Source organism: Streptomyces yongxingensis (genome assembly GCF_055597465.1).
On sequence record NZ_CM145717.1, the window covers coordinates 8007207 to 8019918 of the forward strand.

Annotated in this window: 10 protein-coding genes; 9 read left to right on the forward strand and 1 reads right to left on the reverse strand. The window is 70.2% G+C overall.

Going from position 1 to position 12712, the window contains the following annotated elements:
- Positions 1 to 12: 12 nt before the first annotated feature.
- The 9 genes from ftsW to ACZ6TD_RS34370 all read left to right on the forward strand — a co-directional run bounded on the left by ftsW (position 13) and on the right by ACZ6TD_RS34370 (position 8756).
- Positions 13 to 1464 (forward strand): putative lipid II flippase FtsW, encoded by a 1452-nt coding sequence (ftsW, locus tag ACZ6TD_RS34330; RefSeq protein ID WP_471344421.1) that lies wholly within the window; start codon positions 13 to 15, stop codon positions 1462 to 1464.
- Between the two features lie 6 nt (positions 1465 to 1470).
- Positions 1471 to 2565, forward strand: coding sequence for an undecaprenyldiphospho-muramoylpentapeptide beta-N-acetylglucosaminyltransferase (gene murG, locus ACZ6TD_RS34335; protein WP_037948994.1), 1095 nt, complete (start codon positions 1471 to 1473; stop codon positions 2563 to 2565).
- 13 nt (positions 2566 to 2578) lie between these two features.
- Complete coding sequence (locus ACZ6TD_RS34340; protein WP_471344423.1) at positions 2579 to 3376, forward strand: cell division protein FtsQ/DivIB; 798 nt, start codon at positions 2579 to 2581, stop codon at positions 3374 to 3376.
- 277 nt (positions 3377 to 3653) lie between these two features.
- The gene (gene ftsZ, locus ACZ6TD_RS34345) at positions 3654 to 4895 is read left to right on the forward strand and encodes a cell division protein FtsZ (RefSeq protein WP_471344425.1); all 1242 of its coding nucleotides are present in this window, start codon (positions 3654 to 3656) and stop codon (positions 4893 to 4895) included.
- 43 nt (positions 4896 to 4938) lie between these two features.
- Positions 4939 to 5679, forward strand: a complete 741-nt coding sequence (pgeF, locus tag ACZ6TD_RS34350; protein WP_471344427.1) for a peptidoglycan editing factor PgeF — start codon at positions 4939 to 4941, stop codon at positions 5677 to 5679.
- A gap of 3 nt (positions 5680 to 5682) precedes the next feature.
- Positions 5683 to 6402, forward strand: coding sequence for a YggS family pyridoxal phosphate-dependent enzyme (locus ACZ6TD_RS34355; RefSeq protein WP_471344428.1), 720 nt, complete (start codon positions 5683 to 5685; stop codon positions 6400 to 6402).
- Between the two features lie 123 nt (positions 6403 to 6525).
- Complete coding sequence (locus ACZ6TD_RS34360; protein ID WP_470009125.1) at positions 6526 to 7140, forward strand: cell division protein SepF; 615 nt, start codon at positions 6526 to 6528, stop codon at positions 7138 to 7140.
- A gap of 82 nt (positions 7141 to 7222) precedes the next feature.
- Positions 7223 to 7519, forward strand: coding sequence for a YggT family protein (locus ACZ6TD_RS34365; RefSeq protein ID WP_014060001.1), 297 nt, complete (start codon positions 7223 to 7225; stop codon positions 7517 to 7519).
- A gap of 49 nt (positions 7520 to 7568) precedes the next feature.
- Positions 7569 to 8756 (forward strand): DivIVA domain-containing protein, encoded by a 1188-nt coding sequence (locus tag ACZ6TD_RS34370; protein ID WP_471344430.1) that lies wholly within the window; start codon positions 7569 to 7571, stop codon positions 8754 to 8756.
- 289 nt (positions 8757 to 9045) lie between these two features.
- Here ACZ6TD_RS34370 and ileS read toward each other — a convergent pair whose 3' ends face one another.
- On the reverse strand, positions 9046 to 12183 hold the full coding sequence (gene ileS, locus ACZ6TD_RS34375; protein WP_471344431.1) for an isoleucine--tRNA ligase: 3138 nt from the start codon (positions 12181 to 12183) through the stop codon (positions 9046 to 9048).
- Positions 12184 to 12712 lie beyond the last annotated feature (529 nt).

Consider the following 12712-nt stretch of genomic DNA (forward strand, 5'->3'; position numbering starts at 1 on the left):
AGGGGATACGACATGACGCCTGACCAGCCCGCCGCCCCGCGCTCCCGGACGGCCCGCCCCGGCACCGGCCGCCCGGCGCCGCGCTCGGGCGGCGCCCCGCGGCTACGGGAGGCCGTACGGGGCAAGGGCCGGGCGGCGTCACCGGCCCGCCCGCGCGCCACGGCGGGCGCCTCCCGGCCTCCGGGCCGCCCGTCGAGGGTGAATGTCGTGGACGCCCTGCGCGGGCTGCAGCAGCGCGTCCGGCGGGCCTGGGACCGGCCGCTGACCGCGTACTACCTGCTGCTCGGCGGATCGCTGCTGATCCTGGTGCTCGGGCTGGTCATGGTCTACTCCGCCTCCCAGATCAAGGCGCTGCAGTCCGGGCTCTCACCGTCGTACTTCTTCCGCAAACAGCTCTTCGCCGCCGCGCTCGGGGGCGCGCTGATGCTGCTCGCCGTGCGGATGCCCATCAGACTGCACCGCGCCTTCGCCTATCCGCTGCTCGCGGTCTCGGTCTTCCTGATGTGTCTGGTGCAGGTCCCGGGCATGGGCATCGCGGTCAACGGCAACCAGAACTGGATCTCCTTCGGCGGTCCCTTCCTGCTCCAGCCCAGTGAGTTCGGCAAGCTCGCGCTGGTCCTGTGGGGCGCCGATCTTCTCGCCCGCAAACAGGACAAGCGGCTGCTGGCCCAGTGGAAGCACCTGCTGGTCCCGCTGGTGCCCGCGACCGGCATGCTGCTCGGCCTTATCATGCTGGGCGGGGACATGGGCACCGCGATCATCCTCACGGCGATCCTTTTCGGCCTGCTGTGGCTGGCCGGCGCCCCCACCCGGCTCTTCGCGGGCGTCCTGGCCTTCGCCGGGGTCATCGGCCTGCTGCTCATCAAGACCAGCGCCAACCGGATGTCCCGGCTCGCCTGTATCGGCGCCACCGAACCCGGTGCGCACGATCAGTGCTGGCAGGCGGTGCACGGGATCTACGCGCTCGCCAACGGCGGATGGTTCGGCTCAGGACTCGGGGCAAGTATGGAGAAATGGGGCGAACTGCCCGAACCGCATACTGACTTCATCTTCGCCATTACCGGGGAGGAACTCGGCCTGGCGGGGACGCTGTCGGTTCTCGTTCTCTTCGCGGCTCTAGGCTATGCGGGTATCCGCGTGGCCGGACGCACGGAGGACCCCTTCGTGAGGTACGCCGCGGGAGGCGTGACCACCTGGATCACGGCCCAGGCCGTGGTCAACATCGGCGCGGTGCTCGGTCTGCTGCCGATCGCGGGTGTTCCGCTCCCGCTGTTCTCCTACGGAGGGTCCGCCCTGCTGCCGACCATGTTCGCCGTCGGCCTGCTGATCGCCTTCGCACGGGCTGAGCCCGCTGCGCGGGCGGCGCTGGCCATGCGGCAGCCTGCTTTGCGGAAGAAGCTGGCTCGGGTGAGACGGAAGACGATGAGACGGCCCGTCAAGAGACGGCCGTCCGGAGAGCGGTGAATTTCGGTGCATGTCGTACTCGCCGGTGGGGGGACCGCCGGCCACATCGAGCCCGCGCTCGCCCTCGCGGACGCCCTGCGTAGGCAGGACCCGACCGTGGGGATCACGGCGCTCGGCACGGAGCGCGGGCTCGAGACCCGGCTCGTACCGGAGCGCGGCTATGAGCTCGGGCTCATCCCGGCCGTACCGCTGCCGCGCAAGCCCACCCCCGAACTGATCACCGTCCCCGGGCGGCTGCGCGGCACCATCAAGGCCGCCGAGCAGATCCTGGAGCGCACCAAGGCCGACTGCGTCGTCGGCTTCGGCGGCTATGTGGCCCTGCCCGGCTACCTGGCGGCCAAGCGGCTCGGCGTGCCGATCGTCGTCCACGAGGCCAACGCCCGCCCCGGCCTCGCCAACAAGATCGGCTCCCGCTACGCCCACTTCGTGGCGGTCTCCACCCCGGACAGCAAGCTCCGCAACTCCCGCTACGTGGGCATCCCGCTGCGCCGCTCCATCGCCACCCTCGACCGGGCCGCGGTCCGCCCCGAGGCCCGGGCGGCCTTCGGGCTCGACCAGAACCTGCCGACGCTGCTGGTCTCCGGCGGCTCGCAGGGCGCGCGGCGGCTGAACGAGGTGGTCCAGACGGTGGCGCCGTTCCTCCAGCGCGCCGGGATCCAGGTACTCCACGCGGTCGGTCCGAAAAACGAACTGCCACATGTGGACAACATGCCCGGAATGCCGCCCTATATCCCGGTACCGTACGTGGACCGGATGGACCTCGCGTACGCCGCGGCCGACATGATGCTCTGCCGCGCGGGCGCGATGACCGTCGCCGAACTGTCCGCCGTCGGGCTCCCCGCCGCCTACGTCCCGCTGCCGATCGGCAACGGCGAGCAGCGGCTCAACGCCCAGCCGGTGGTCAAGGCGGGCGGCGGCCTGCTGGTCGACGACGCCGAGCTGAGCCCCGAGTGGGTGCAGAGCAATGTGCTGCCGGTGCTCGGCGACCCGCACCGGCTGTACGAGATGTCCCGGCGCGCCGCCGAATTCGGCCGCAGGGACGCCGACGAGCTGCTGGTCGGCATGGTGTACGAGGCGATCAGCGCACGCCGCCAGGCGTGAGGAGGCAGGGAGCGTGGCCGGACCGTCGACCGCCGAGCGCGGTGCACGAGGGACGACTCCGTCCGGCCCGCCCCCACGCCTCCTCCGGGTGCGCCGTCGGCTCCGCCCGCCCGGCCGCCGCACCCTGCTGGTGACGGCGGTGGCGGTGACCCTGCTCGGCGCCGGGGCCGTCTGGCTGCTCTACGGCTCGAGCTGGCTGCGGGCCGAGCGGGTGCGGGTGGCCGGCACCACCGTCCTCACCGCCGGGGAGGTGCGCGACGCCGCCGACGTATCCCTGAACACCCCGCTGGTGGCGGTGGACACCGGAGCGATCGAACACCGTGTGCGCGAGCGGCTGAAGCGGATTGCGAAAGTGGACGTATCCCGGTCATGGCCGCACACCATCAGTCTGGTGGTGACGGAACGCAGGCCCGAAGCCATTGTCGAAGAGGACGGGAAGTTCCACGAAGTGGACGCCACGGGAGTCCGGTTCTCCACCCTGAGCAAGCGTCCGAAGGGGGTTCCGCTGCTGGAAATGGAGCCGGATCGGTCGCCGAGTTCGCGCCATTTCGGCCCGACCAGACTGCGCCGCGAGGCGGTCCGGGTGGTCACCCAACTCCCCGAGAAGGTCCGTCAGGACACCCGTTCCCTCCGGGTCCGCTCGTACGATTCGATCACCCTGGAGCTGACCGGGGGCCGTACCATCGCCTGGGGGAGCGGAGAGCGCGGCGAGGCGAAGGCGAAGGCGCTCACCGCCCTGATGAAAGCGCGGCCGGACGCCGACCACTTCGACGTCCAAGCGCCAAGTGCCCCTGCGGTGTCTCGCAGTTGACGTGGATAGCGGCAGGCCAGCACCCTGGTTGGCTAGCCCACTGGGTGATCACATAGGGTGAAAAGAAAAGCGGGAGGTTCGGCGTGTTCATTGAACGCGCGCCACTTGTCGACTTAGTGTCCTGTTCCGAAGAGTCCGGGAAACAGAGGCACTGGTAACCCTAAACTTCAGCGTTAGGGTTGGGGTCGGCAATCGGAACCGTCCCATTCGGCATCAGTCGGCGCACCGCGGCAACGGCGGGGTGGCGACACGTAACTCGAGGCGAGAGGCCTTCGACGTGGCAGCACCGCAGAACTACCTCGCAGTCATCAAGGTCGTCGGCATCGGCGGCGGTGGCGTGAATGCCATCAACCGGATGATCGAGGTCGGGCTCAAGGGCGTCGAGTTCATCGCGATCAACACCGATGCGCAGGCCCTGCTGATGAGTGACGCGGACGTCAAACTGGACGTCGGCCGCGAGCTCACCCGGGGCCTGGGAGCCGGCGCCAACCCCGACGTCGGCCGCAAGGCGGCCGAGGACCACCGCGAGGAGATCGAGGAGGTCCTCAAGGGGGCCGACATGGTCTTCGTGACGGCGGGTGAGGGCGGCGGCACGGGCACCGGCGGTGCCCCGGTGGTCGCGAACATCGCCCGTTCGCTGGGCGCACTGACGATCGGTGTGGTCACCCGTCCGTTCACTTTCGAGGGCCGTCGCCGCGCCAATCAGGCGGAGGACGGCATCGCGGGTCTGCGGGACGAGGTCGACACCCTCATCGTGATCCCGAATGACCGGCTGCTGTCCATTTCGGACCGTCAGGTGAGCGTGCTCGACGCGTTCAAGTCGGCCGACCAGGTGCTGCTGTCGGGTGTTCAGGGCATCACCGACCTGATCACCACCCCGGGTCTGATCAACCTCGACTTCGCGGACGTCAAGTCCGTGATGTCCGAGGCCGGATCGGCGCTCATGGGCATCGGCTCGGCCCGCGGTGACGACCGCGCGGTGGCCGCGGCCGAGATGGCGATCTCCTCGCCGCTGCTGGAGGCGTCCATCGACGGCGCCCGGGGCGTGCTGCTCTCCATCTCCGGCGGATCGGACCTCGGTCTGTTCGAGATCAACGAGGCCGCCCAGTTGGTGAGCGAGGCCGCCCACCCCGAGGCCAACATCATCTTCGGCGCGGTGATCGACGACGCGCTCGGCGACGAGGTCCGGGTCACCGTGATCGCGGCGGGCTTCGACGGCGGTCAGCCGCCCGCGAAGAACCGCGACAAGGTGCTCGGCTCCTACGGCGGCGGCAACCGCGAAGAGGGGGCCGGCAGCTCCTCGAACCGCCCGGCCGGCCAGGACAGCGGCAGCCGCCCGTCCTTCGGCGGGCTCGGCAGCGTCACCCCGCGGGACGAGGAGCCCGTCCCGGCGGACCCGGCCCCGGTCGCCGAGGTGCCGCCGCCCCCGGTGCCCACCCCGCACCCCCAGGTCCCCCCGGCCCGCCCCTACCCGGAGAGCCAGGCCGAGGAGCTGGACGTCCCGGACTTCCTGAAGTGAGCCGTCCGGCATGGCTCGACGGCGACTTTGAAGTGAACCAGACGTGATAGCGCAACAGCACGACGCGAGCGGCGCGCACTTCGCCTTCACCGATCGGTGGGGCGGGGTGAGCGCCGCTCCGTATGACGAGCTCAACCTCGGCGGGGCGGTCGGCGACGACCCCCAGGCCGTACGGACCAACCGTGAGCTGGCCGCCAAGGCGATGGGCCTGGACCCGGCGGCGGTCGTCTGGATGAACCAGGTGCACGGCCGGGACGTCGCGGTGGTCGACGGACCGTGGTCGGACGGCGAGATCCCGGCGGTGGACGCGGTGGTGACGCGGCGTCGGGGCCTCGCCCTGGCCGTTCTCACCGCCGACTGCACCCCGGTGCTGCTGGCCGATCCGGTGGCCGGGGTCGTCGGCGCCGCCCACGCCGGGCGGCCGGGGCTGGTCGCCGGAGTGGTCCCGGCGGTGGTGAAGGCGATGACCGAACAGGGCGCCGAGCCCGCCCGTATCGTCGCCCGCACCGGGCCCGCGGTCTGCGGCCGCTGCTACGAGGTCCCCGCGGACATGCGCGCCGATGTCGCCGAGACGGTGCCGGAGGCGTGGGCCGAGACCCGCTGGGGTACCCCCGCGGTGGATGTGGCGGCCGGTGTTCGGGCTCAACTGGCGTGCGCGGGTGTGCGGATGGACGAGACGGATGGACAATCTCACATCTGCACCCTGGAGTCGGCGGACCACTTCTCGTACCGGCGCGAGCACACCACGGGGCGGCTCGCGAGCTATGTCTGGTTGGGCGGCTGAGCTGTGACGGATCGCAAGGCGGAACTGGCGGCGAATCTGGCCCGGGTGGAGGAACGTATCTCTGCCGCCTGTGCCGAGGCCGGTCGCAAGCGCGAAGAGGTGACCCTGATCGTGGTCACCAAGACCTATCCGGCGAGCGATGTCCGTTTGCTCGCGGAACTCGGCGTACGGCATGTCGCCGAGAACCGCGATCAGGAGGCCGCCCCCAAAGCCGCGGAATGCGCGGATCTGCCATTGATCTGGCACTTTGTCGGGCAATTGCAGACCAATAAGGTGCGTTCCGTATCGAGTTATGCCGATGTGGTGCAATCTGTCGATCGCAAGCGATTGGTCGACGCGCTCTCCCGTGCGGCTGTGGGGGCCGCGCGGGAGCTGGGCGTCCTGATTCAGGTCGCGCTCGACGTGGACTCCAGTGACCGGGGAGAGCGCGGAGGGGTGGGACCGGACGGAGTGGAACGGCTCGCCGAGTCCGTGGTCGAGGCCGAAGGGCTCCGGCTCGACGGTCTGATGACCGTCGCCCCGCTGACGGGTCCCTACGAGGGGCGGCCGCGGGCGGCGTTCGACCGGCTGATGGAAATCTCATCCCGCCTGCGCGTGGCCCATCCGGCTGCGAACATGGTCTCGGCGGGGATGAGCGCGGACCTCGAGGAAGCGGTGGCGGCGGGGGCGACACATGTGCGCGTCGGCACTGCGGTACTCGGAGTCCGACCCAGGCTCCGGTAACGTCGCGAAGAAGTCGGACCACAGCAGAAAATATGGTCATTCCCGTCAAAAGGCGGGCGGGCCACGTGGATCCATGGCATCCGGTGGCGGAGCCGATCCACCACAGAGCGGAGGACGCAGAAAATGGCCGGCGCGATGCGCAAGATGGCGGTCTACCTCGGCCTCGTGGAGGACGATGGGTACGACGGCCGGGGATTCGACCCCGACGACGAGTTCGAGCCCGAGCCGGAGCCCGAGCGGGACCGTCGGCGGCATCAGGTGGGGGAGACCGAACCGCGGCCGGAAAGGGGCGAATCTGTGCGAGTCGTCCACCCTCCCGCGCAACGTGAACCGGCTCCCCTTGCGGTGGAAACCGGGCGACCCGCGCGAATTGCCCCCGTGGCGTCCATCACACCTGAACGTCAGAACTTGGAGAAGAACGCGCCAGTGATCATGCCCAAGGTCGTGTCCGAGCGGGAGCCGTACCGCATCACCACACTGCACCCCCGGACCTACAACGAGGCCCGTACTATCGGGGAACACTTCCGTGAGGGCACTCCCGTGATCATGAATCTGACGGAGATGGACGACACGGATGCGAAGCGACTTGTCGACTTTGCGGCCGGTCTGGTGTTCGGTCTGCATGGGAGCATTGAGCGGGTGACGCAGAAGGTGTTCCTGTTGTCTCCTGCTAACGTCGATGTCACGGCGGAGGACAAGGCCCGTATCGCAGAGGGCGGGTTCTTCAACCAGAGCTGAGACGCAAAAACGGCAAACCGGCAACACCGAGTCATCCGAGGCCGAAAGGCCGAGTACGAACCAGGGGAGAGGGACGCGCGGGATGGGCATCGCACTACAGGTGATCTACATCGCGCTCTACTGCTACCTGATCGTGCTGATCTTCAGGCTCGTGATGGACTACGTCTTCCAGTTCGCGCGCTCGTGGCAACCCGGTAGGGCGATGGTGGTCATCCTCGAGGCCACCTACACTGTGACCGATCCGCCACTCAAGCTGCTGCGGCGGTTCATTCCGCCGTTGCGTCTCGGGGGTGTGGCGCTCGACCTGTCCTTCTTCGTGCTGATGATCATCGTCTGGATCCTGATCACCGTCGTGAGCAATTTTGCGAGCAGGGTGTGAACGATACGGTCTTGCCGATTGCCGACGACTACGTTGAGGTGAAGTAGAGATGCCGTTGACCCCCGAGGACGTGCGGAACAAGCAGTTCACGACCGTCCGCCTCCGAGAAGGCTATGACGAGGACGAGGTCGATGCCTTCCTCGACGAGGTCGAAGCCGAACTTACCCGGCTGCTGCGGGAGAACGAGGACCTGCGCGCCAAGCTGGCCGCCGCGACGCGTGCCGCCGCCCAGAGCCAGCAACAAGGCATGCGCAAGCCTCCCGAACAGCAGGAGCGGCCAGGCGCACCCGTGCCCGCCGCCATATCTGGACCGCCGCAGCCGGTGCCGCCCGGCCAGCAGCAGATGGGTGGCCCGCCCCAACTCCCGGGCGGAGCCCCGCAGCTGCCGGCCGGTCCGATGGGCCAGAACGGCCCCGGGCCGATGCAGCAGGGTGGACCCGGCCCGATGCAGCAGGGCGGCCCCGGCCCGATGCAGCAGGGCGGCCCGATGGGCCAGAACGGACCCATGGGTCCCGGCGGCCCCATGGGTGGTCCGATGGGCGGTCCCGGTGGCCCGGGTGGCCCCGGCGGTCCTGGCGGCCCCGGTGGTCCGCAGCTGCCGCAGCCGGGGCAGGGCCCGGGCGGCGACAGCGCCGCGCGCGTGCTCTCGCTCGCGCAGCAGACCGCCGACCAGGCGATCGCGGAGGCCCGTTCCGAGGCCAACAAGATCGTCGGCGAGGCCCGTAGCCGCGCCGAGGGCCTGGAGCGGGACGCCCGCGCCAAGGCCGACGCGCTGGAGCGGGACGCGCAGGAGAAGCACCGTGTCGCGATGGGCTCCCTGGAGTCCGCTCGTGCCACGCTCGAGCGCAAGGTCGAGGACCTGCGCGGCTTCGAGCGCGAGTACCGCACGCGGCTGAAGTCGTACCTGGAGAGCCAGCTGCGCCAGCTGGAGAACCAGGCCGACGACTCGCTCGCCCCGCCGCGCACCCCGGCCACTGCCTCGCTGCCGCCGTCCCCCTCGATGAGCGGCTCCATGGCCTCGGCCGGCGCCGGCACGATGGGTGGCCACACGATGGGCGGCAACCAGTCCATGGGCAGCCACAACCAGAACGGTGGAGCGCCGTCCTACGGCGGCCAGCAGCAGATGTCTCCCGCGATGACCCAGCCGATGGCACCGGTGCGGCCGCAGAGTCCGCAGCCGATGCAGCAGGCGCCGAGCCCGATGCGGGGCTTCCTCATCGACGAGGACGACAACTGACGCGGGCCGCGTAAGCGCGGAGCGTTCGGCAATCACAAGGGCCGGGTCCCAGGAGCTTCCTCCTGGGACCCGGCCCTTTGCCACGCGCGCGCGGGCGGCGGGGGGCTTGTCCCCTACCCGCCCCTCCCCACAACCGGGGCTCCGCCCCGGACCCCGGTCCTCAAACGCCGGACGGGCTGAAATCAGCCCGTCCGGCGATTGAGGACACGCCCGAAGGGCGTCCGGGGGCCCGGGGGCGGAGCCCCCGGTTCGGGAAGGGGCGGGGTGGGGGACAAAACCCCGGTGGGGGTTACGCCTTGCGGAGGCGGAAGGTGAGGCCCAGGGGGGCGTCCTCGAAGGGGGCGCCGTACGCGGCATCGGCTTCGCCCGCCGCGAAGTCGATCGCGAGGACCTCGTCCGCGATCAGCTCGGCGTGGTCGGCGAGGGCCTGACGGAGCTCCTCGTCGGCCGACTGCCACCGCAGCGCGATCCGGTCGGCCACATCCAGCCCGCTGTTCTTACGGGCCTCCTGGATCAGCCGGATCGCGTCACGGGCCAGCCCCGCGCGCCGCAACTCCGGGGTGATCTCCAGGTCGAGGGCGACCGTGGCGCCCGCGTCGGAGGCGACGGACCAGCCCTCGCGCGGGGTTTCGGTGATGATGACCTCGTCGGGGGAGAGGGCGACCGTCTCGCCGTCCACCACGACCGACGCGTTCCCCTCGCGCAGCGCGACCGACAGCGCGGCGGCATCGGCCTCCGCGATCGCCTTGGCGACCGGCTGGGTGCCCTTGCCGAAGCGCTTGCCCAGGGCGCGGAAGTTGGCCTTCGCGGTCGTGTCGACCAGCGAGCCGCCGACCTCGCTCAGCGACGCGAGCGAGGAGACGTTCAGCTCCTCCTCGATCTGGGCGCGCAGTTCGGCGCCGAGGGCTTCGAAGCCGGAGGCGGCGACCAGCGCGCGCGACAGCGGCTGGCGCGTCTTCACGCCGGACTCCGCGCGGGTCGCGCGCCCCAGCTCCACCAGGCGCCGCACGAGCGCCATTCGCTCCGAGAGGACCGGGTCGATCATCGACCGGTCCGGCTCGGGCCAGGTGGTCAGGTGCACGGAGGCGGGGGCCTCGGGGGTCACCGGGACGACCAGGTCCTGCCAGACCCGCTCGGTGATGAAGGGCACCAGGGGCGCCATCAGCCGGGTGACCGTCTCGATGACGTCGTGCAGGGTGCGCATCGCGGCCGCGTCGCCCTGCCAGAAGCGGCGGCGCGAGCGGCGTACGTACCAGTTGGACAGGTCGTCGACGAAGGCCGACAGCAGCTTTCCGGCGCGCTGGGTGTCGTACGCCTCCAGGGACTCGGTGACCTGCTCGGTGAGCGTGCCCAGTTCGCCCAGCAGCCAGCGGTCCAGCAGCGGCCGCTCGGCCGGGGCCGGGTCGGCCGCGGACGGCGCCCAGCCCGAGGTGCGGGCGTACAGCGCCTGGAAGGCGACCGTGTTCCAGTAGGTGAGCAGCGTCTTGCGCACGACCTCCTGGATGGTGCCGTGGCCCACCCGGCGGGCCGCCCACGGGGAGCCGCCCGCGGCCATGAACCAGCGCACCGCGTCCGCGCCGTGCTGATCCATCAGCGGGATCGGCTGAAGGATGTTGCCCAGGTGCTTGGACATCTTCCGGCCGTCCTCGGCCAGGATGTGACCGAGGCAGACCACGTTCTCGTACGAGGACTTGTCGAAGACGAGCGTGCCGACCGCCATCAGCGTGTAGAACCAGCCGCGGGTCTGGTCGATGGCCTCGGAGATGAACTGTGCCGGGTAGCGCCGCTCGAAGAGCTCCTTGTTGCGGTACGGGTAGCCGTACTGCGCGAAGGGCATCGAACCCGAGTCGTACCAGGCGTCGATGACCTCGGGCACCCGCTCGGCCGTCAGCGAGCAGCCGTCGGCGGTGCAGGTGAAGGTGACCGCGTCGATATACGGCCGGTGCGGGTCCAGACCGCTCTGGTCGGTGCCGGTCAGCTCGGAGAGCTCGGCGAGGGAGCCGACGCAGGTGAGATGGGACTCGGCACAGCGCCAGATGGGCAGCGGGGTGCCCCAGTAGCGATTCCGCGACAGCGCCCAGTCGATGTTGTTATTGAGCCAGTCGCCATAGCGACCGGTCTTGACCGACTCGGGATACCAGTTGGTCTTCTCGTTCTCCCGCAGCAGCGCGTCCTTGATCGCGGTGGTGCGGATGTACCAGGACGGCTGGGCGTAGTAGAGCAGCGCCGTGTGGCAGCGCCAGCAGTGCGGGTAGCTGTGCTCGTACGGCACGTGCCGGAACAGCAGCCCGCGCTCCTTGAGGTCCGCCGTCAGCGCCTCGTCGGCCTTCTTGAAGAACTGGCCGCCGACCAGGTCCAGACCCTCCTCGAAGGTGCCGTCCGGGCGGACCGGGTTGACCACCGGCAGCCCGTAGGCCCGGCAGGTCAGCAGGTCGTCCTCACCGAAGGCGGGGGACTGGTGGACCAGACCGGTGCCGTCCTCGGTCGTCACGTAGTCGGCGTTGACGACGAAGTGGGCGTCGGGGATCTCCACCAGCTCGAAGGGGCGCCGATAGCTCCAGCGCTCCATCTCGGCCCCGGTGAAGGACTCCCCGGTGACCGTCCAGCCCTCGCCGAGCGCCTTCTCGACCAGCGGCTCGGCGACGACCAGCTTCTCCTCGCCGTTGGTGGCGACCACATAGCGCACCTGCGGATGCGCTGCCACGGCGGTGTTGGAGACCAGGGTCCACGGCGTGGTCGTCCACACCAGCAGCGCCGCCTCGCCCGCCAGCGGGCCCGAGGTCAGCGGGAAGCGGACGAAGACCGAGGGGTCGACGACCGTCTCATAGCCCTGGGCCAGCTCGTGGTCGGACAGCCCGGTGCCGCAGCGCGGGCACCAGGGGGCCACGCGGTGGTCCTGGACCAGCAGCCCCTTGGTGAAGATCTCCTTCAGGGACCACCACACCGACTCGATGTAGCCGGGGTTCATGGTCCAGTAGGCGCCGTCGAGGTCGGTCCAGAACCCCATCCGGGTGGTGAGCTCGGCGAAGGCGTCGGTGTGCCGGGTCACGGACTCCCGGCACTTGGCGTTGAACTCGGCGATGCCGTACGCCTCGATGTCCTTCTTACCGTTGAAGCCCAGCTCCTTCTCGACCGCCAGCTCGACCGGCAGGCCGTGGCAGTCCCAGCCCGCCTTACGGTCGACGTGGTAGCCCCGCATGGTGCGGAAGCGGGGGAAGACGTCCTTGAAGACGCGGGCCTCGATGTGGTGGGCGCCCGGCATGCCGTTCGCGGTCGGGGGGCCCTCGTAGAAGACCCACTCGGGCCGCCCCTCGGACTGCTCGAGGCTACGGGCGAAGATCTTGTTCTCCCGCCAGAAGTCGAGCACGGCGTGCTCGAGGGCGGGCAGGTCGACCTGGGCGGGCACCTGGCGGTACTGCGGCGTCATCGGGGCTCTTCTTCCTCCGGCGGACACGTGCTCTTCCGTTTCCGTCGGAGGGACGAGAGCCGTGCGCTCCCGCGGTACCACCCTCCTTGACCGGCAGCGGTCGGCTCCCGGCCCCCTCATTGGGATCGCGATGCCGGTTCTACTGACCCAGGGCGGGCGTTCTTCCGGCGGCTCCGGGGTGATCCTTCACATCGCGCTCGCCCCCGGGCTCACACCGTCCCCGGGTCGCTCTGGGCCGCCTACGACGCTACTCGTCCCCATCCATGCCTTTCGCTGCGCCCCAGTGTACGGGGCCGAGGAGACCGGGGCCGACCGAATATGGCACTGCTCGGTCACCGCCGGGGCACTGCGCCGAGCGGGGGACGGCCGGCTCCGGGGACTGACCCGAATGGCGAGACGCCGGGCGCCGGGATCAGGGTCGTCACGCTGGGTCATCCCCGGGTACCGGATCCCGGACGGATTACCGGACGCGGAGTGGGGCACAACGGTGGAGACCGGGTTGTCGTACGGGCAAGCCGGGCGAATCGGG

Excerpts from the sequence above, each read along its gene's own strand:
- ftsW (WP_471344421.1), top strand. The coding sequence starts at position 13 with ATGACGCCTGACCAGCCCGCCGCCCCGCGCTCCCGGACGGCCCGCCCC.
- ACZ6TD_RS34360 (WP_470009125.1), top strand. The coding sequence starts at position 6,526 with ATGGCCGGCGCGATGCGCAAGATGGCGGTCTACCTCGGCCTCGTGGAG.
- ACZ6TD_RS34365 (WP_014060001.1), top strand. The coding sequence starts at position 7,223 with ATGGGCATCGCACTACAGGTGATCTACATCGCGCTCTACTGCTACCTG.
- ACZ6TD_RS34370 (WP_471344430.1), top strand. The coding sequence starts at position 7,569 with ATGCCGTTGACCCCCGAGGACGTGCGGAACAAGCAGTTCACGACCGTC.
- ileS (WP_471344431.1), bottom strand. The coding sequence starts at position 12,183 with ATGACGCCGCAGTACCGCCAGGTGCCCGCCCAGGTCGACCTGCCCGCC.